This window comes from Streptococcus sp. HMSC065E03 (assembly GCF_001815045.1).
Classification (GTDB): Bacteria; Bacillota; Bacilli; order Lactobacillales; family Streptococcaceae; genus Streptococcus; species Streptococcus parasanguinis_AD.
Genome location: NZ_KV818844.1, coordinates 25,716 through 44,325, shown reverse-complemented (window position 1 = coordinate 44,325; position 18,610 = coordinate 25,716). Strand labels below are relative to the sequence as shown.

20 protein-coding genes are annotated in these 18,610 nt (G+C 37.9%); 5 read left to right on the top strand and 15 right to left on the bottom strand.

Annotated features, from left to right (window positions below; translation table 11 throughout):
- Nucleotides 1-105: 105 nt before the first annotated feature.
- The 5 genes from mnmG to HMPREF3002_RS01600 form a co-directional block, all read right to left on the bottom strand.
- On the bottom strand, nucleotides 106-2,016 hold the full coding sequence (mnmG, locus tag HMPREF3002_RS01620; protein WP_070664946.1) for a tRNA uridine-5-carboxymethylaminomethyl(34) synthesis enzyme MnmG: 1,911 nt from the start codon (nucleotides 2,014-2,016) through the stop codon (nucleotides 106-108).
- An 8-nt stretch (nucleotides 2,017-2,024) separates the two neighbouring features.
- Nucleotides 2,025-2,480 (bottom strand): NUDIX hydrolase, encoded by a 456-nt coding sequence (locus tag HMPREF3002_RS01615; protein WP_070449615.1) that lies wholly within the window; start codon nucleotides 2,478-2,480, stop codon nucleotides 2,025-2,027.
- A gap of 146 nt (nucleotides 2,481-2,626) precedes the next feature.
- Nucleotides 2,627-3,049, bottom strand: coding sequence for an SseB family protein (locus tag HMPREF3002_RS01610; RefSeq protein ID WP_049471774.1), 423 nt, complete (start codon nucleotides 3,047-3,049; stop codon nucleotides 2,627-2,629).
- Between the two features lie 20 nt (nucleotides 3,050-3,069).
- Nucleotides 3,070-4,191 (bottom strand): tRNA 2-thiouridine(34) synthase MnmA, encoded by a 1,122-nt coding sequence (mnmA, locus tag HMPREF3002_RS01605; RefSeq protein ID WP_023919979.1) that lies wholly within the window; start codon nucleotides 4,189-4,191, stop codon nucleotides 3,070-3,072.
- A gap of 204 nt (nucleotides 4,192-4,395) precedes the next feature.
- Nucleotides 4,396-4,938, bottom strand: coding sequence for an aggregation-promoting factor (locus tag HMPREF3002_RS01600; protein WP_070664944.1), 543 nt, complete (start codon nucleotides 4,936-4,938; stop codon nucleotides 4,396-4,398).
- Nucleotides 4,939-5,166: 228 nt separating this feature from the next.
- Here HMPREF3002_RS01600 and sdaAB point away from each other — a divergent pair, with 228 nt between their 5' ends.
- The 3 genes from sdaAB to HMPREF3002_RS01585 are packed head-to-tail and all read left to right on the top strand — an operon-like array spanning nucleotide 5,167 to nucleotide 7,351.
- Entirely contained in the window at nucleotides 5,167-5,838 is a 672-nt protein-coding gene (gene sdaAB, locus HMPREF3002_RS01595; protein ID WP_003002135.1) for an L-serine ammonia-lyase, iron-sulfur-dependent subunit beta, read from the top strand.
- Nucleotides 5,839-5,847: 9 nt separating this feature from the next.
- Nucleotides 5,848-6,720: an L-serine ammonia-lyase, iron-sulfur-dependent, subunit alpha gene (gene sdaAA, locus HMPREF3002_RS01590; protein WP_045760056.1), complete on the top strand. Its 873-nt coding sequence runs from the start codon at nucleotides 5,848-5,850 to the stop codon at nucleotides 6,718-6,720.
- A gap of 1 nt (nucleotide 6,721) precedes the next feature.
- Nucleotides 6,722-7,351, top strand: coding sequence for an HAD hydrolase-like protein (locus tag HMPREF3002_RS01585; protein WP_070664942.1), 630 nt, complete (start codon nucleotides 6,722-6,724; stop codon nucleotides 7,349-7,351).
- Nucleotides 7,352-7,375: 24 nt separating this feature from the next.
- Here the strand turns inward: HMPREF3002_RS01585 and HMPREF3002_RS01580 are convergent, their stop codons facing one another.
- From HMPREF3002_RS01580 to yfmF, 8 genes are all read right to left on the bottom strand, one after another.
- Nucleotides 7,376-8,026, bottom strand: coding sequence for a LysM peptidoglycan-binding domain-containing protein (locus tag HMPREF3002_RS01580; RefSeq protein ID WP_003002250.1), 651 nt, complete (start codon nucleotides 8,024-8,026; stop codon nucleotides 7,376-7,378).
- A gap of 157 nt (nucleotides 8,027-8,183) precedes the next feature.
- Nucleotides 8,184-8,981 (bottom strand): energy-coupling factor transporter transmembrane component T family protein, encoded by a 798-nt coding sequence (locus tag HMPREF3002_RS01575; protein WP_045760058.1) that lies wholly within the window; start codon nucleotides 8,979-8,981, stop codon nucleotides 8,184-8,186.
- Nucleotides 8,974-9,816, bottom strand: a complete 843-nt coding sequence (locus tag HMPREF3002_RS01570; protein ID WP_021154152.1) for an energy-coupling factor transporter ATPase — start codon at nucleotides 9,814-9,816, stop codon at nucleotides 8,974-8,976. Before HMPREF3002_RS01570 ends, HMPREF3002_RS01575 begins: the two co-directional genes overlap by 8 nt.
- Nucleotides 9,801-10,625, bottom strand: a complete 825-nt coding sequence (locus tag HMPREF3002_RS01565; protein WP_003010767.1) for an energy-coupling factor ABC transporter ATP-binding protein — start codon at nucleotides 10,623-10,625, stop codon at nucleotides 9,801-9,803. The genes HMPREF3002_RS01570 and HMPREF3002_RS01565 overlap by 16 nt, the downstream gene beginning before the upstream one ends.
- Nucleotides 10,626-11,165 carry a CDP-diacylglycerol--glycerol-3-phosphate 3-phosphatidyltransferase gene (gene pgsA, locus HMPREF3002_RS01560; RefSeq protein WP_003009208.1) on the bottom strand — a complete coding sequence of 180 codons (540 nt, stop codon included), beginning with the start codon at nucleotides 11,163-11,165 and terminating at the stop codon, nucleotides 10,626-10,628. It lies immediately after the preceding gene.
- 31 nt (nucleotides 11,166-11,196) lie between these two features.
- Nucleotides 11,197-11,604, bottom strand: a complete 408-nt coding sequence (locus HMPREF3002_RS01555) for a helix-turn-helix domain-containing protein (protein WP_070664940.1) — start codon at nucleotides 11,602-11,604, stop codon at nucleotides 11,197-11,199.
- 26 nt (nucleotides 11,605-11,630) lie between these two features.
- A complete protein-coding gene (gene yfmH, locus HMPREF3002_RS01550) occupies nucleotides 11,631-12,905 on the bottom strand; it encodes an EF-P 5-aminopentanol modification-associated protein YfmH (RefSeq protein ID WP_045760060.1) in 1,275 nt (424 codons plus the stop codon).
- An 8-nt stretch (nucleotides 12,906-12,913) separates the two neighbouring features.
- On the bottom strand, nucleotides 12,914-14,161 hold the full coding sequence (gene yfmF / locus HMPREF3002_RS01545) for an EF-P 5-aminopentanol modification-associated protein YfmF (protein WP_049471798.1): 1,248 nt from the start codon (nucleotides 14,159-14,161) through the stop codon (nucleotides 12,914-12,916).
- Between the two features lie 155 nt (nucleotides 14,162-14,316).
- Between yfmF and yaaA the strand changes: the two genes are divergently transcribed.
- The gene (gene yaaA, locus HMPREF3002_RS01540) at nucleotides 14,317-14,679 is read left to right on the top strand and encodes a S4 domain-containing protein YaaA (RefSeq protein ID WP_070664938.1); all 363 of its coding nucleotides are present in this window, start codon (nucleotides 14,317-14,319) and stop codon (nucleotides 14,677-14,679) included.
- Nucleotides 14,679-15,773 (top strand): DNA replication/repair protein RecF, encoded by a 1,095-nt coding sequence (gene recF, locus HMPREF3002_RS01535; protein WP_070664936.1) that lies wholly within the window; start codon nucleotides 14,679-14,681, stop codon nucleotides 15,771-15,773. Before yaaA ends, recF begins: the two co-directional genes overlap by 1 nt.
- 45 nt (nucleotides 15,774-15,818) lie before the next feature.
- Here recF and guaB read toward each other — a convergent pair whose 3' ends face one another.
- Both guaB and trpS read right to left on the bottom strand, forming a co-directional pair.
- Entirely contained in the window at nucleotides 15,819-17,300 is a 1,482-nt protein-coding gene (guaB, locus tag HMPREF3002_RS01530; RefSeq protein ID WP_003009220.1) for an IMP dehydrogenase, read from the bottom strand.
- Between the two features lie 142 nt (nucleotides 17,301-17,442).
- Nucleotides 17,443-18,471 carry a tryptophan--tRNA ligase gene (trpS, locus tag HMPREF3002_RS01525; RefSeq protein WP_003002236.1) on the bottom strand — a complete coding sequence of 343 codons (1,029 nt, stop codon included), beginning with the start codon at nucleotides 18,469-18,471 and terminating at the stop codon, nucleotides 17,443-17,445.
- Nucleotides 18,472-18,610 lie beyond the last annotated feature (139 nt).

Below are 18,610 nucleotides of genomic sequence, written 5' to 3'. Positions count from 1 at the left end.
CCTCGGCTTCACTACTTTGTAAACAAGGTTTACAACTGTGTAAATAGTAACAACAGATTTCAATCCATAAAATTGAGGCTGAAACATCATCTCAGCCCCATTTGATTAGTGGTTTGCTTTGTTTTTGGAGATACTACGAGATTTACCTTCCAAGTAAACCATTAAAATAGAGATATCCGCTGGATTGACACCTGAGATACGACTTGCTTGACCAATCGTTTCTGGATTAATTAATTTAAATTTTTGACGCGCTTCGGTTGCAATAGAGTCAATATCATCCCAGTCAATATTCGCAGGAATTCGTTTTTCTTCCATACGCTTCATTTTTTCGACTTGGTCCATTGCTTTTGAAATATAGCCTTCGTATTTAATTTCAGTTTCAATCAATTCAATGATTTTATCATCCAGTTCTTCAGCTGCAGGACCGATAAATTCTACCACATCTTGGTAAGAGACTTCTGGTCTTCGCAAGAATTCTTTAGCAGTGACAGCATCTGTCAATGGTTTAAAGCCCATTGCAGCAACCTTCTCATTGGTTTCCTTTACAGGCTTTAACTTAATGCTATCTAAACGCTTCATCTCGTTTTCAAACTGATACTTCTTGGTTTCGAAACGTTGCCAACGTTCATCATCTACCAATCCAATTGCTCGTCCCATTTCTGTCAAGCGCATATCGGCATTATCATGACGCAAAATCAGACGGTATTCTGCACGGCTTGTTAACAAACGATACGGTTCGATCGTTCCCTTTGTTACCAAGTCATCGATCATGACCCCAATATAACCATCACTGCGTTTCAAAATGAGTTCCGGTTTTCCTTGGATTTTTAGAGCCGCATTGATCCCTGCAATAATCCCTTGACCAGCAGCCTCCTCATAGCCAGACGTTCCATTGGTTTGGCCAGCTGTAAAGAGACCTGAAATTTTCTTGGTTTCCAAAGTTGCGCGCAATTGATGAGGTAAAACCATATCATACTCAATTGCATAACCCGTTCGCATCATTTCTGCCTTCTCAAGTCCCTTAATAGAATGGACGAGATCCCGTTGAACATCCTCTGGTAAACTCGTTGACAGTCCTTGAACATAGACTTCTTCTGTATTTCGTCCCTCAGGTTCTAAAAATAGTTGATGACGTTCTTTGTCAGCAAAACGGACAATTTTATCCTCAATGGACGGACAATAGCGAGGACCTACTCCCTTTACAACCCCTGTAAACATAGGTGCCCGGTGTAAATTATTCTGGATAATTTCATGGCTATGCCCATTCGTATAAGTCAACCAACAAGAAACCTGATCCTTTACATAATCTTCATCACGCGATGTATAAGAAAAATGATTTGGAGCTTCATCTCCAGGTTGAATTTCCGTTTCGTCATAATTAATTGACGATGCCTTTACACGAGGTGGTGTCCCTGTTTTGAAACGTCCAATTTCTAATCCTAGTTGTTTGAGATTATCGGCCAAATTGATAGAAGCTAGACTATGATTAGGTCCTGACGAATACTTGAGATCTCCAATGATAATTTCTCCGCGTAAAGCTGTCCCAGTAGTGACAATAACAGCCTTTGCCCCATACTCTTGGTGAGTCGCAGTCCTTACACCAACAACCTTACCATTCTCCACCAAAATCTCATCAATCATGGTTTGGCGAAGAGTTAAATTTTCTTGGTTTTCAACCGTTTTCCGCATTTCTTTTGAGTAAAGTTCTTTGTCTGCTTGAGCCCGAAGTGCACGAACCGCAGGACCTTTACCAGTATTAAGCATTTTCATTTGGATGTAGGTCTTGTCGATATTCTTCGCCATTTCTCCACCGAGGGCATCGACTTCACGCACGACAATCCCCTTAGCAGAACCACCAATAGAGGGATTACAAGGCATAAAAGCCAGCATTTCAATGTTAATAGTCGCAAGTAAGACCTTACAACCCATACGGCTAGCAGCTAGGGAGGCTTCTACTCCCGCATGCCCCGCACCAATTACAATGATATCGTATTCTTCAATAAAATTATAAGTCATTTTTTCTCCTATTTCTCAAGATGGATGTGTCGTAATTTTCCGTCCCATTCTGGTAGGGCTGATTTTAAAAAGGCCGGTTTCATGTCAACAGTGTGTAAATCATCTAAAGCAATCCAACGGCAAGGTAATCGCTTTGTATCTTCCTGCATGACCAAAGGTGCATCTTCTAGCAAGTCCACCAAATAATGAAATTCAATGTTATGATAGTGGATTCCAGCTTGTTCAAAGTGATTTTCAACCACGAAAGCTAACGGACCTACTGTAGATGTAACACCAAGTTCCTCTTTGACTTCACGAACTACCGCATCCTCTGTAGTTTCATTGACTTGAATAGCACCTCCGATTGTATAACAGCCGTCCTCATCTTCTATGACGAACAAGCGATTATCTTTTACAATCAAAGCAGTCGCTCTCACGCCAAAAACAGTAGAACCTATTTTCGTCCGAAAATCCTGTTGCCTCATTTTACTTCCTTTCGAAATCACACAAAAATAGTCAAAACTCTGAGAAGTGCAGGACAAAAAAGCCTGCAACATCCATGAGCTTTGACCATCATTTCTATTGCTTTTATTATTGTAGCAAATTGAGAAAATTTGTCAATTTAAATATACTAAGATTGACGGATTGCTTCAAAAACTCCTTTGTCAATCTCAACTGGATCAGAGAATGCATCTAGAACAATCCCTCTCACTGGAAACTTTCCTATCCTTTCTGCAGTAAATAAACAGTCCGTAAAAGGTATTTGCAGCCAAGAAAAACGATCGTAATAATCTTTAGGAATATCCTGTTCCGTCAAGAAACAAGGATAAAAGTAGTCGTCTCCCTTTCGTAGAATATCCGGTTTTAGACGAACACCTTCTTGTTCGTCACTCCCATCCATTAAAGAGGCATTAAAGGGAACCCAAACTTTAGATTGCTTCAATTCCTTGAACAAAGCTTCAATTGACTCCGTCGTTTTCTCCCTCAAATACTGTTTCTTATAGTCAGAGATAGTCTTTGTGTTCTCTATTTTTTTCTTAAAGAACTGAAACACTTTCGTTCCTCCTAGAAAATCTAAATATACTGACAAACTTTTCCATCCCGATAAGCATTGTCAATCAAGCCACCGCCTAGACACTCTTCACCGTCGTAAAAGACAACAGCTTGTCCTGGTGTAATAGCTCGTTGAGGTTCTGCAAAAATCACTTCTGCCTTATCACCTTTAACGTGTACAGTTACCTTAGAATCTGGTTGACGATAGCGGAACTTAGCTGTACACTCTAATGTAAACTCTTCTGGCATATCTCGTGTAAAGTGAACTTGACTAGCCTGTAAACTTGTTGACATCAATGCTTCATGATAGAAGCCTTGACCTACATAAAGAATATTTTGACTAAGGTCTTTACCAACTACAAACCATGGCGCATTGTCTCCACCTTGTTGGCCTCCAATTCCAAGCCCACCCCGTTGACCGATTGTGTAATACATCAAACCTGCATGTTCACCCATATCTCGTCCATCAATGGTCATCATTCGACCTGGTTGGGCAGGAAGGTAATTCCCTAGAAACTCTTTGAAATTTTTTTCTCCAATAAAGCAAATTCCAGTTGAGTCTTTCTTTTTAGCTGTTGCTAATCCAGCTTCTTCAGCTAGACGGCGAACTTCAGGCTTTTCCAAATGTCCCAATGGGAACATGGTTTTTTGAAGTTGTTCTTGTGACAGCTGGCTTAAGAAATAAGTTTGGTCCTTCCCGTTGTCAACACCACGTAACATATGAACAATGCCATCCTCATCACGCGCCACGCGCGCATAGTGCCCTGTCGCTACATAATCTGCACCGAGTGTCATAGCATAATCTAAAAAGGCCTTAAATTTGATTTCCTTATTACACATGACATCCGGATTTGGTGTTCGACCAGCTCGGTATTCAGCAAGGAAATATTCAAAGACACGATCCCAGTATTCTTTCTCAAAGTTGACAGAATAGTAAGGAATGCCAATTTGGTCTGCAACCGCTGCTACATCTTTGTAATCTTCTGTAGCTGTACAGACGCCATTTTCGTCTGTGTCGTCCCAGTTTTTCATGAAGATGCCGATGACATCGTAACCCTGTTGCTTTAATAATAAAGCTGTTACAGATGAATCCACACCACCACTCATACCAACAACAACACGTGTTTTCGAGTTATCACTCATAGATTTCTCCCATCTTTTCGTTTCTCACGATTGAAGGTCGTGGTTTGCTTCAACGATTGAAGGTCGTTTTGAGCAGTTACCATTTTAACACGCTTTATATTAGAAAACAAGCATCTTACTATTCTTTTTGTTGATCAGGATCGATGGGTTTACAAGTCTGTAAATTTAAAAAGAGTCCTATTCAAGAACTCTTTTTAAACGAATTTAATACCAGCCATTTGCCAACCAGAAATTTTTAGCTGCTGACCATGATCCATAACGGTTGACAACATATTGATTGGCTACTTTTTCTTGGTTTGCAGGTGATAAATCACCATTCAAATAAGTGATAGTTAATTGGTAACGGCCATAATATTGGCCATTTTGTGCTGTATAGCTACCACTTGACTCTTTCTGAGCAATCCATTCCTTAGCAGCCGCGTCTTCCGCACTCAAGCCATCTGAAGCAGAGACAGTAGTTGTTGCTTGTGTAGTATCAGTTTTACTAGCAGGAGCTTGCTCCGTGGTTTTCTGCGTTGTATTTGCATCTTCAATCTCAAGAACTTGACCAACTGAGATGAGATTCACGTTACTAATCTTATTTTTCTTAGCAATCGCATCAACCGTTGTGTTTTTCTCTTTAGCAATAGCTGATAAAGTATCACCTGATTTTACAGTATAAGAATCTGCATTCGCTACAATTGGAAGGAAAAGTCCTGCAAGTAAACTAAGTCCAATCATTCGTTTCATCATTTGTTTTTTATTCATTATTATGTACTCCTTTATTGGTATACCTCTATACTACACAAGAAATATTTCATATTTATTGAAATTATATGTCAAATATTTCAGTCAGATGTTAGAAATACTAAAAATCCAGGATAATATAAATGCTTTAAGCCCCCTTTAAGATTTCTCAGATATTTCGGGAAAAATAGAAGAAATCATCAGCCATATCTGATATAATGAAGTAAAGTGATCACAAAGGAGCAGAGCATGAACTCTTTAAAATTCCAATCAGTTTTTGATATTATTGGACCTGTGATGATCGGCCCATCCAGTAGTCACACTGCAGGTGCTGTTCGAATTGGTAAAATTGTTTCTTCTATCTTTGGAGAGGAACCAAAAGAAGTTGAGTTCCAATTATTTAATTCCTTCGCCAAAACCTATCGTGGTCATGGAACAGATTTAGCCTTAGTAGCGGGCATCTTAGGAATGGACACAGATGATCCTAGAATCCCAGATAGTCTAAAAATTGCACATGAACGAGGCATTCGGATTGTTTGGTCTATTCAAAAAGAAAGCAATGCTCCTCACCCAAACACAACAACCATTACTGTTAAAAATGATCATAAAACGATTTCTGTCACTGGAATCTCAATTGGTGGTGGGAACATACAGGTTACTGAGTTAAATGGCTTTGCTATCTCGCTAAATATGAATACTCCAACCATTATCATTGTTCACCAGGACGTCCCTGGAATGATCGCTCATGTGACAGAAGCTCTTTCTCGCTATGATATTAACATTGCGCAAATGAATGTGACGCGGGAAAAAGCTGGAGAAAAAGCGATTATGATTATAGAAGTTGACTCAAGGAGTTGTGAAGCAGCGATCGAAGATATCCGTAAAATTCCTCATCTTCATAATGTCAACTTTTTCAAATAAGGAGTTCATATGTTTTATTCAATTGTAGACCTCGTAGAACAAGCAAGCACGCAATACCAAGGAAACGTCGCAGAGTTAATGATTGCAACTGAATTTGAACTAACTGGTCGTGAACGAGAAGAAGTCCTACGATTAATGACCCGTAATTTAGAAGTGATGATTGATTCTGTAAAGTTAGGGTTAAATGAAAACCACTCTCGTAGTGGGTTAACTGGTGGGGATGCCGCAAAATTAGATCGCTATATCAAATCAGGAAAAACGTTATCTGACTTGACCGTCCTAACTGCAGCGAAGAATGCTATTGCTGTCAACGAACACAATGCTAAGATGGGACTGGTCTGCGCAACACCCACTGCAGGATCTGCTGGCTGCCTTCCCGCAGTTCTCACTGCAGCAACTCAAAAATTAGGGTTAAACCGTCAGCAACAATTAGATTTTCTACTGACAGCTGGAGCTTTTGGTTTAGTGATCGCCAATAATGCTTCTATTTCAGGCGCAGAAGGTGGTTGTCAGGCAGAAGTCGGTTCTGCTTCAGCTATGAGTGCGGCTGCATTGACACTAGCTGCTGGAGGAACTCCTTATCAAGCGAGTCAAGCTGTCTGTTTTGTCATCAAAAACATGCTTGGGCTCATTTGTGATCCAGTAGCTGGACTCGTGGAAGTTCCATGTGTTAAACGGAACGCAATGGGAGCTAGCTATGCCTTCATTGCTGCTGATATGGCTTTAGCAGGCATTGAATCAAAAATTCCTGTCGATGAAGTGATTGACGCCATGTACCAAGTTGGTTCTAGTCTTCCGACTGCCTTTAGAGAAACAGCTGAAGGAGGATTGGCAGCAACACCAACCGGACGTAGATTACAAAAAGAGATATTTGGAGAATAGCATGCAAGCCTTATTTTTTGATTTAGATGGAACATTAGTTGACAGTTCCAAGGGAATTACAGAGAGCTTTCAACATACATTCGATACTTTGAAGGTTCCTCAACCCGATCTCAAAACTATCCGTAGTTTTATGGGACCACCTTTGATTTCTAGTTTTGAAGCTACCCTTCCTGAAACTTTAGTAGATCAAGCCGTAACTATCTACCGCCAGTATTATCATGAAAAAGGTCAATACAAATCAACTCTGTTTCCTCAGATAGTAGAAGCTTTGAAAGCATTACAAGACGAAAACATTCCTCTTTATGTAACTACTTCAAAACATGAACCAGTTGCTTTACAGATGTGTCAAGATTTAGGTATCGATAAATACTTTAAAGGAATTTATGGATCAAATTCAGATCGTATCCACAAAGCCGATGTCATTCGATACGCCTTGTCAATCAATGACCTTCCAAAAGAGGAGACAGTGATTATTGGAGACACAAAATTTGACCTCATTGGAGGTCAAGCAGTTGGCATAAAAACCATGGCCGTCACTTGGGGATTTGGAGATCTTGAAGATCTACTTCTCTACTCACCAGATTTTATTTGTCACTCTCCACTTGATATTCTTGAGACATTAAAAAAATAGGTTTACAAATTGTAAACCTATTTTTTAATAACCCCAAGCTGATAAACCTTGTGAGCTATATGCATTGTATGCAGCCTGGATTTGATCATCAACTGTTGCAGTTGAACCCCAACCTGGCATTGTTTGGAACAAGCCACTGGCACCAGAAGCATTTGCTGCATTTACTTGACCATTTGATTCACGGGCAATAATTGCTTCCCAAGTAGAAGCAGGTACACCAGTCATTTCAGCCATACGAGCAGCTGCATAAGATCCTTGTTCCCCAGCAGTATTCCCATTTGATAGAACAATTCCACCATTTGTTGATTGTGCAGAAGTCACTGCAGCATTTGCTGCATAAGTTGTTTGTTTTTGAGCAGTTTGTGCTGTTGCAGTTGCTGTAGGTGCACTTTCAGCAGGTTTTGCTTGCTCTTGTGGAGCAACTTTATCAATCATAGATTTAGAACGCTCACCTAACTCAATAATTTGTCCTGCATAGATCAAATCTTCATTAGTCAGATTGTTAGATGCAATAATATTTTCTACTGAAGTGTTATTTTCTAGTGCAATTTTTGATAGAGTATCTCCAGACTTCACTTCGTAAGTTTCAGCATTCACTGTAGCAATACCAGAAATGAAAAGTGATGCTGCTGAAAGTAGGGAAGTGACTGTCCATTGGAACTTTTTACTGTTCATGAATTCTATTCTCCTTTCGAACATAATTCTATCATACACACAAAATGTTACAGTTTATTGTAGAATATATTACAAATGTTACAAGAATATGTGAATTTAATGTAAAAAGCGCTTTGTATAGCGCTTTTTCCTTATTTTTGAACCAATACAACTAGCTCTATCCATTTTTTAGATAAAAAACTATCAACATGAGACACAGAATAACGAGCAATGCTAGGGTATCTTTTACCCCCCACTGCAGAGTCCGATAGCGTGTTCGTCCCTCACCGCCTTTGTACCCTCTCGCTTCCATCGCAATTGCTAATGCATCTGCGCGTTTAAAACTTGAGGCAAACAAAGGAATGAGGATTGGAATAAAGGAACGGATCCTTTTTAATAGATTTCCTTCACCAAAATCAACACCACGCGCCCTTTGCGCATTCATGATTCGATTCGTATCATCTACTAAGGTTGGAACAAAGCGCAAACTCATAGATAACATTAACCCAATCTCATGGGCCGGAACCTTAATAATTTTTAGTGGTGTGAGGATCTTTTCAACAGCATCTGCTAAACTCAATGGTGTCGTCGTCACGGTTAAAATCGTCGAATAAAAAATGATTAAAATAAATCTACAAAATATGATGGCGGCTTGCATCAATCCTTGGTCGGTTAATTTAAAAAACCACCATTGATACAAAATAGTTCCTTGAGAGGTCGCAAATAATTGAAAAATAGTTGTAAAAGCAATGATAAAAATCATTGATTTTAAGCCTTTAATATAAAAACTAACCGAAATCCTCGTTAGATACATTAAAACAAAAATAAAACCAAAGAGAAGAACATTTGTCTGGAGATTATTTGCCCAAAACAGAAGAAATATGAATAAAAACATTGAGAGCAACTTCCCACGAGGATCTAGTTGGTGGATAATGGAGTTTCCAGGAATATACCTTCCTAAAATCATATTATTCATGAAGTAACAGCTCCTTTAGTTCCTCAATTTTGATTGGTAGTCTGTCCAGAGGAAGTCCTCTTCGTTTCAATTGAAGCGCAAAATTCGTAATTTGAGGGACTCCTAATTGAAGTTTTTGTAAATACTCAACCTGTTGAAACACTTCCCTTGGGGATCCGTTTAGGACAAGTTTTCCCGCTTCTAAAGCAAATACGGTATCAGCAAAATTTGCTACATCATCCATCGTATGAGTTACCAGAACTAGGGTCATCCCATTTTTATGTAATGTCTCAAACAGCGCCATCAATTCCTTTCTTCCAGCAGGATCTAGCCCTGCTGTCGGCTCGTCCAATACTAAAATCTCTGGTTCGATAGCTAAAATACCCGCGATCGCAACCCGTCTCATCTGTCCACCAGATAGTTCAAATGGACTTTTATCATAGATAGACTCTTCTAAACCAACGATCGCTAATTTTTCTTTGGCTATTTCCTCCGCTTTATCCTTAGGTACCCCAAAATTTTGTGGTCCAAAGGCTACATCAGCTAGAACAGTTTCCGCAAATAGCTGACTTTCTGGAAATTGAAAAACCAAACCGACTTTTTTTCTCAGGTACTTCATTTCTTTTGGCTCAGAATGATTATCTAAAACAAAATCTTCAAATTGAATCGTTCCTTTAGTCGGACGCAGTAAACCATTTAGTAATTGCAACAAAGTAGACTTGCCACTACCAGTATGCCCGATAATGGCTGTATAAGATCCATCTTTTATTTCCAAACTAATATCAGAAAGCGCCTGCCCTTCAAAAGGACTTCCCTCTTGATAAGTATAATAGACATTCTTTAAAGAGATTCCCATAGTTGGTCTAATAACTCACTTTCTGTTAGATAGTCCTGCTTTAGCGGAAAATGCGAGCTGAGAGATTCTTGGACCTGCTTACTAAAAGGCTTATCTAATCCAATCTCATTGAGGTCATTTCTTGAAAACAATTCCCGCGGCGTCATAGAAGACTCTAGTTTTCCCTTTTGAAACACGAGTGTTCGATCACTTAAGGCAATTTCGGTTAAATCATGGGTAATGGAGATAATTGTTAATTGAAATTTTTTTTGAAGTTCTCTCATTACCGCCATTAGATCCTCTCTACCTTCTGGATCTAACATACTAGTTGCTTCATCAAGGATAATAATAGTTGGTCTCAAGGCGATAATACCTGCTATAGCCACCCGTTGCTTTTGACCACCTGACAAACGAGATGGTTCGCGATCTTTAAACTCCAGCATACCAACTTGCTCAATAGCCTTCTCCACACGTTGAAGCATTTCTTCCCGTGGAATTCCTTGATTTTCTAAACCAAAGGCAACATCATCTTCTACTGTCGCACCAACAAATTGGTTATCAGGATTCTGAAATACAATCCCAATTTTACTACGGATTTCCCATATAGTTTCACGAGTCAGTTGTTTTCCATCAACGTAAATCTCACCAGACTCAGCTTCCAAAAGACCATCAATCAGACGTACAACTGTAGATTTCCCACTACCATTGTGTCCAACAATTGAAAGCCACTCTCCTTGTTTCACGTGAAACGAAACCGTGTCAATTTGATACTCTTCTACTGTTTTATCGTATCGAAAGGATACATTTTTTAGCTCAATCATCTGTTTCATTTATTTAAATGTGTCTTTAAAGAGATAGCTACTTCCCTTAAAGTAGTCGTAACCAGAATAAATTGTGAAAATCAATGCAATATAAAGCAACACTTGCCCTGGAAGAGTCCAATGGCAAAGCAAAAAGATAATGGCAAACATTTGGCTAAAGGTTTTAATTTTTCCAGGCATAGCTGCAGCAAGAACTGTACCACCTGTCTCAACAAGTAGAAGACGCAAACCAGTAACAGCTAACTCACGACAAATGATAACGGCTGCAATCCAAGCAGGAACCATTTTTAATTCAATCATCATGATAAAGGCTGACATGACCAATAATTTATCTGCCATCGGATCGGCAAATTTACCAAAATTACTAACTACATTCCATTTTCGTGCAAGAAAGCCATCTAAATAATCTGTAATACTAGCAATCGCAAAAATAACTGCCGCTACAATATGTCCTAAGTAAGAATGACTTAAACTTAAAATAGCAATAAAAATAGGAATCATCACAACCCGAATTAATGTCAATGCATTAGGAATATTTTCTTTTTTCATACTTCCTCCAAAAAATATACTATCTTTACATCTATTTTACAGATGCTGTAAACTCATAAAAATATACGATATAAATCACAAAACCAAGAATGGCAAAACTAACTAGTAGATAATACAGGATTGGTAACCCGCTCGCTTTCTGTCTTAATTTTCTTGAATGAAGCTCTTCGTCATCTACAAGTATTTCTTCATCAAATATCAATTCTTTTCCTTCGCGAAAAGCTGTCAATAGGATGGACTCATCTAATCCCAAAGCCCACGCTAACTTTTTAAGATAGATCTGAGCGTAAAAGGGACTCGGTAATAGATCAAACTCATCGTTTTCCAACGCTTCTATATAAGGAATTTCAATGGCTGTCTTATTTGACACATCCTGTAAACTTAAGTGTAAATTTACTCTTGACAGTCTTAACACTTGACCAATCGTTCTCTTCTTCATGTTTTCCCTTCTTGATACATTGTTTACTACTTTTGAAAAATCATATAGTCAACCATCTCAGCCTGGTCGATGAACTGACGCCCTAATTTGATGATATCTTGTAAACTAATACCTTGTAAAATCTTTGGAAGATCATAAGAAGTGCTACCGTCTGAAAAATATTCAAACTGAGTGGCACTATACTCAAGCGAATTTAAACCTTGTAAGAAATCACCAAACATTTCGCTTTTAATCGTATCCAAATGTTCCTGATTGACATCTGGATCCTTTTCAAATTGTTTGATCGCTGACCTAAATTGATGAGATAAGGACACCGGTTCTTGAGTATCCATTGTCAAAATAACGAAATGAAATAATTCCTCAACCTCGACTTCAAGTGTCAATGAGTTGTCAATCTTCCCAGCTTCATATAAACTTTGAAACCGTTGCGAAGTCCAACCAAACATCATCGAAAACAGTAATTTCAACATCAATTTATAACGAAATTTTTCCTCTTCCTTAATGATATCATTTCCTCGAATTCCAATTGCCAACTTAGGAGTAGCAACTTCCATTCTACAAGATTGATTCAATCTTACTTCATTTTTTTCTACAGGAAAACGTTCTAACTCCACAGAAGGACGAGGAGAAGTCAGATCATATTTCTTTACTACTTGCAATACTTCATCAACATCAAAGTTTCCGATCACTAATAAATGCATTTGAGAGGGATGATAGAATAGATCAAAGTTTTCACGGAGATTATCTATTGTAATGTCAGAAATAGACTCCCTAGTTCCAGCAATATCATCTGCTAACGGTGTTCCAGGATATAAATTTTCTAAAGCACCAAAAAATAATCGATAGTCTGGACTATCTTGGTACATTCCAATTTCTTGTTGAATGATTTCTCTTTCCTTAGATACAGATTTTTCTGTAAAGGAAACATTTGAAACCATCTCCAATAACAATTGAATATTTTCAGGGACTTTTGAAGTTGTTGAGAAAAGATAACTTGTCTTTGTAAAGCTTGTAAAGGCATTACTTTCCGATCCTAAATGAACGAATTTTTTTAAATAATCTTGACCATTTTCATCTTCAAACACTTTGTGTTCTAGAAAATGTGCAATTCCTGCAGGATATTGCCTTTCATCACCATTCACTAGAATTCGTGTATCCACTGAGCCAAACTTAGTTGTGATTATTCCATAGGTTTCATAATAATCTTCTTTGGGAATTAAATGAATAGTCAACCCATTTGACAAGCGTGTAAAGTAAACTTGCTCACCAACCGATTCATAATATTTTTCTTTAATTTTCAATCTTTACACTACTTTCCTTCCATAAAATAAACAGACTGTAAATTAATTGTTTTTGCTACTTCAATAATTTCTTCTCTACTAACCTTATCGATAGATTCTAACCACTCTTCTAGAGAAAGAACTTTCGTTCCTAGGATCGTTTTCAAATATTCCCTTTCAATCAAGGTATTTTGCCGATCCTGTGCTAATAAGGTCGTATTCACCAACATTTCTTTTGTCAATTGAAGCTCTGACTCTGTAAACTTGCCTCTTTTTAAATCATTCAACTGTCTCATAATCAAGGTCATTACTTTGGTACGAGATTCCTTATCAATGCCTGCAAAAACTCTCATGAAGCCTGTAAAAATATCAAAATGGCTTGAGATAGTATAAGCAAGGCCTTCTTTCTCACGTATTATTTGAAAAAGTCTCGAATGCGAGAAAGCTCCCAGCATCCCATTTAATACAACTAGAGGGATATGGAGAGATTCTCCATACTGGGTAGAAAAATGATAACCTAATTCTAAAATAGATTGTTGGTTTTGTTTTTGCTCTAACTTTTCTCTTACAACATTTGTAAAAGGTTGTTGATAGGTGACAGACAAATTGTTATCACGTGGCTTGAATTCAAACTGGTTCACTCGATCCACAATAGCGACCTCATTAAAGTCACCTATGAAAAAGAAGTCAATGTTATCTAATTGGAGCATCTGATGAAACTGTTCAAGAGAACTTTGAGCTGTTTCTTGTCTCACTAAATCAACTTTCCCCAATCTTGACATCCCGATTGTTTCGTCTTCAAAAAATAGTTGATTCAATTGCCCATGTGCATAATAATAAGGCTCTTCAATTTCTGACTCCAAATCGGAAATCGTATTTTTCTTTTCAACGTCAAATGTATCACTGTCAAAGTGATCTTCTACTACCAAAGGTGAAAAGAAGATAGTTTCTATAATGTCTAAAACCTCATCAGTAAGAACATTTTTCTTGCTCAAAAAGTCATCGCGCACAAAGGAAATATTCAAATCAACATAATGAACACGACCCCTCTTAGAGACTGAGGTTGACAATTCTACCCCGTATAGACTCGCTAATTTTTCACGGAATAATTGTGAAGTTGGATATTTTTGATTTGCAGTTTCCATCATACAGGCTACTAAAACACGCGCAGCCACGGTATTTTCATCTAATGGCGATGAAAAACGGACCTTAATTTTATTGGTTTTAAATTTTTTTGATTGAAGAAAGTGAAGATTCACGCCCTTTACTAATTCCATTTTCATCCTCGTTCTACTCAATAGTAACTTTCATTATAACACGAAATCACACTAAAATCCTAATTCAAACTGTGAAAAAGCTCCTCAAATCACTCAACATTCTCTACCCTAGAAAAACTAAAAATATGGTATAATAACACGCAAAGAGGTGAACTATGAATTACAAATTATTTGATGATTTTATTACATTACAAGCAATCTTAAAAGAACTCGGTATTATACAGAGTGGTGGTGCAATCAAAGCCTTTCTTCAAGAAAAAGAAGTCTTTGTTAATGGTGAATCAGAACAACGGAGAGGCCGTAAACTTCGTGTCAATGATCAAATTGACATTCCTGAACTGAGCATAACTATCACCATTCTTGAACCTTCTCAAGAAGAAATAGAAGAGCATCTTAAAGAGAAGGAAGAAAAGGAACGTGTTGCTAAACTTGTCAAGCAACTCAATCAACAACAAAAGAAACAACCGAAAAAGTCTAACAAAAAAGAAAAAGCGATTCGCTTTCCTGGTATCTCGTAATGTGGTTAAAACACTTATCCATTCAAAATTTTCGTAATTATCAAGAACTAGAAGTCGAGTTTCATCCTGGATTAAATATTTTCCTAGGTCAAAATGCTCAAGGAAAGACTAATATTCTCGAATCAATTTATTTTCTAGCTTTAACCAGAAGTCATCGAACACGAAATGATAGAGATCTCATCTATTTTGAATCCACCGATTTTAAAGTGTCTGGTCAATTACAAAGAGAAACTGGTCCCCTTCCATTAGAAATTTCCTTGACAACAAAAGGTCGGATAACTAAGGTAAATCATTTGAAACAAGCCAAATTATCGAACTATATTGGCCATATGAATGTTGTCCTTTTCGCACCCGAAGATTTGCAACTGATCAAAGGATCACCTGCAGGGCGTCGAAAGTTTATTGACATTGAATTAGGTCAGATGAAACCTCTCTATTTATCCGACTTATCTCAATACAACCATGTACTGAAACAAAGAAATAGTTATCTAAAAAATTCAGAAAAAATTGATGCTACATTTTTGGAGGTCTTAGATTCACAACTAGCTAGTTTTGGAAGTCGCGTCATCCATCATCGGCTTGAGTTTATTAAAAAATTAGAAGCTAAAGCAAAAGAAAAACACACTCGACTTTCTGACAACAAAGAAGACCTATCTATTCAATATCAGTCAACTGTTTTTTCTGAAGAAGGAAATGATATAGAAGAGCAGTTTCTCTCTATGTTGGAAAAAAACCGTCAGAAGGATATTTTTAGAAAAACAACAAGTATTGGGCCTCACAGGGATGATTTGGCATTTTTTATCAATAATATGAATGCTACCTTTGGTAGTCAAGGCCAGCATCGAAGTGTTGTTCTCTCTCTAAAATTAGCAGAAATCGAATTGATGGAAGAAATCACAAGAGAAAAGCCTATTTTATTACTTGACGATGTCATGAGCGAACTTGACAATTATCGTCAACTTCAACTACTTGAAACTATCTCTAATAATATTCAAACATTTATTACAACGACCACTCTTGATCATTTAAAAGAACTGCCTGAAGAGTTGAAAATTTTCACTGTTCAAGCCGGTCATATCAAAACAGCATCTTGACAATACTGTCAAGATGCTGTTGTTTTTGTTTACAAATGTGTAAATTTATTGTGCCGAGTAGTTAGGAGCCTCGTTTGTAATTTGCACATCATGAGGATGGCTTTCTTTCAATCCGGCGCCACTCATTTCGACAAATTGTGCATGATCATGTAAATCTTGAATGGTTGCTGCACCAACATAACCCATACCTGAACGAATACCACCGATCATTTGGAAGACCATATCTGCTACAGAACCTTTATAAGCAACGCGTCCTTCAATTCCTTCAGGGACTAATTTATTGGCTTCATTGACAGATCCTTGGAAGTAACGGTCGCTAGAACCTTTCTTCATTGCTGCAATAGATCCCATACCACGGTATGTTTTAAACTTACGACCTTGGAAGATTTCTGTTTCACCTGGTGCTTCATCTGTACCTGCAAGCATTGAACCAAGCATTACTGCATTTCCACCAGCTGCGAGTGCTTTGACAATATCTCCTGAATACTTGATACCACCATCAGCAATGATCGTTTTTCCATATTCACGAGCTACAGCGGCTGCGTCATAAATAGCAGTCACTTGAGGAACACCAACCCCTGCAACAACACGAGTTGTACAGATTGATCCTGGACCAATTCCGACTTTAACTACGTCTACCCCTGCATCAAATAATGCACGAGCACCTTCAGCGGTTGCAATATTTCCTGCAATCAAGGTACGATCTGGGAAGTGGGCACGAATTTCTGCAATCTTACGAAGAACACCCGCAGAATGTCCATGAGCAGTATCGATGACAATTGCGTCTGCACCAGCTTCAAAAAGAGCTTCTGCACGTTCAAAAGTATCTGAAGTAACCCCTACGGCACCAGCCACAAGCAAACGACCAAATTCATCCTTAGCCGCATTTGGGAACTCAATAACTTTTTCAATATCTTTGATTGTAATCAAGCCAGAAAGACGACCATTTTCATCTACCAATGGTAATTTTTCAATACGGTGCTCTTGTAGAATGCGTTCAGCTGTTTCCAAATCAGTTCCAACCGGTGCAGTCACCAAATTTTCACTCGTCATATGATTTGAAATGGGTTGATTGTAATCAGAAATAAAACGCAAATCCCGGTTTGTAAGGATACCAACTAATTTACGATTTTCAAGTGTTTCAACAACAGGAACACCACTGATTCGATATCGTCCCATCAACTCATCTGCTTCTGCAATTGTATGAGACGGAGTCAAATAGAACGGATCAATGATAACTCCATTTTCAGAGCGTTTTACTTTGCGTACTTCATCTGCCTGTTGCTCAATTGACATGTTTTTATGGATAACACCAAGTCCACCAGCACGTGCCATGGCAATTGCCATTTGACTTTCAGTCACTGTGTCCATGGCAGCAGTAATGATTGGGATATTCAAGCGTAAATTACTTGCTAATTGTGTACTTAAATCTGCATCATTAGGCAATACGTGACTTTCTGCTGGAATCAAAAGCACGTCATCGAATGTAAACCCTTTTTTTAAAAACTTTGTGTCCCAATTAGACATTAGCTGGATCCTCTTTTCTTTTTATTTGAGCAAGGCTCGAATTTTTATTGTTAATATCATACCATTCTATGGCAATTTGTCAATCATTTATTGGTAAATTATCAATGAACAGTAAGAAATGTTCGCTTTTAATGAAGTCGTTTTATTTTTTAAAATAGGTAATTCCCATCGCTGATTTTACTTCATCCAATGTTTGAGCAGCTACATTTCGAGCACGCTCACTTCCTTTTTCAAGAATAGAGTAGACCTCACCCATATCCTTTGCAAACTCAAGTCGTCTTTCACGAATCGGTCTTAATTCACGATCTAAAATTTCTAAAAGATATCGTTTGGTCTTTACATCACCAAGTCCACCACGTTGATAATGTTCTTTCATTTCTGCAATTTCAGCTGCATCTTCTGGACGGCCAAATACATCCAGGTAATGAAATACCATATTGCCTTCGATTTTTCCTGGATCCTCTACTTTAATATGATCAGGATCAGTATACATACTCATCACTTTTTTCTTTAAAGTATCTGCATCATCAGCTAGGTAAATGCCATTATTCAACGATTTAGACATTTTAGCATTTCCATCTAAACCAGGTAAGCGACCAGCTGCTTCATTTTCAGGATAAATCCCTTCCGGTTCCACCAAAGTATCTGTATTATAAGCATGATTAAAGGAACGAACAATCTCACGAGTTTGTTCAATCATTGGCTTTTGATCATTTCCTACTGGAACAAAATTCGCTTTAAATGCTGTGATATCGGCTGCTTGTGAAATAGGGTATACCAAAAATCCTGTTGGAATACTCTCACCAAAACCTTTTTGAGAAATCTCGGTTTTTACAGTTGGGTTTCTTTCAAGTCGCGCCAAAGATACTAGATTCATGTAATACATTGTCAATTCCGCTAATTCAGGAATCTGACTTTGAATGAAAATCGTAACTTTTTCAGGATCTAGTCCAGCTGCCAGATAATCCAAAGCAACATTACCAATAGATTCTACAATCGTTTTTGGATCTTTTGCATGGTCTGTCAAAGCTTGCTGGTCTGCTAGGAAAACAAACATATTATACTCGTCTTTATTTTGCAACAAGACGCGATTTTTTAAAGAACCAACATAGTGGCCGATATGGAGTTTTCCTGTCGGTCTATCTCCTGTCAGAATGATGGGTTTTGTCATACTCTTCTCCTTAATCGTTATCCCTATCATTATAGCACTTTCTAGTTGAAAATGTTAGTCTATCCTCTATGTTTGTAAGGAATTAACACTTTACTAAACTGTCAATTTCGTTTACATAGTTGTAAAAACAAATTGACAG

Coding starts and splice junctions, on each gene's coding strand:
- mnmG (WP_070664946.1), bottom strand. CDS start 2,016: ATGACTTATAATTTTATTGAAGAATACGATATCATTGTAATTGGTGCG.
- HMPREF3002_RS01615 (WP_070449615.1), bottom strand. CDS start 2,480: ATGAGGCAACAGGATTTTCGGACGAAAATAGGTTCTACTGTTTTTGGC.
- mnmA (WP_023919979.1), bottom strand. CDS start 4,191: ATGAGTGATAACTCGAAAACACGTGTTGTTGTTGGTATGAGTGGTGGT.
- HMPREF3002_RS01600 (WP_070664944.1), bottom strand. CDS start 4,938: ATGAATAAAAAACAAATGATGAAACGAATGATTGGACTTAGTTTACTT.
- sdaAB (WP_003002135.1), top strand. CDS start 5,167: ATGAACTCTTTAAAATTCCAATCAGTTTTTGATATTATTGGACCTGTG.
- sdaAA (WP_045760056.1), top strand. CDS start 5,848: ATGTTTTATTCAATTGTAGACCTCGTAGAACAAGCAAGCACGCAATAC.
- HMPREF3002_RS01585 (WP_070664942.1), top strand. CDS start 6,722: ATGCAAGCCTTATTTTTTGATTTAGATGGAACATTAGTTGACAGTTCC.
- HMPREF3002_RS01580 (WP_003002250.1), bottom strand. CDS start 8,026: ATGAACAGTAAAAAGTTCCAATGGACAGTCACTTCCCTACTTTCAGCA.
- HMPREF3002_RS01575 (WP_045760058.1), bottom strand. CDS start 8,981: ATGAATAATATGATTTTAGGAAGGTATATTCCTGGAAACTCCATTATC.
- HMPREF3002_RS01570 (WP_021154152.1), bottom strand. CDS start 9,816: ATGGGAATCTCTTTAAAGAATGTCTATTATACTTATCAAGAGGGAAGT.
- HMPREF3002_RS01565 (WP_003010767.1), bottom strand. CDS start 10,625: ATGAAACAGATGATTGAGCTAAAAAATGTATCCTTTCGATACGATAAA.
- pgsA (WP_003009208.1), bottom strand. CDS start 11,165: ATGAAAAAAGAAAATATTCCTAATGCATTGACATTAATTCGGGTTGTG.
- HMPREF3002_RS01555 (WP_070664940.1), bottom strand. CDS start 11,604: ATGAAGAAGAGAACGATTGGTCAAGTGTTAAGACTGTCAAGAGTAAAT.
- yfmF (WP_049471798.1), bottom strand. CDS start 14,161: ATGGAATTAGTAAAGGGCGTGAATCTTCACTTTCTTCAATCAAAAAAA.
- yaaA (WP_070664938.1), top strand. CDS start 14,317: ATGAATTACAAATTATTTGATGATTTTATTACATTACAAGCAATCTTA.
- recF (WP_070664936.1), top strand. CDS start 14,679: ATGTGGTTAAAACACTTATCCATTCAAAATTTTCGTAATTATCAAGAA.
- guaB (WP_003009220.1), bottom strand. CDS start 17,300: ATGTCTAATTGGGACACAAAGTTTTTAAAAAAAGGGTTTACATTCGAT.
- trpS (WP_003002236.1), bottom strand. CDS start 18,471: ATGACAAAACCCATCATTCTGACAGGAGATAGACCGACAGGAAAACTC.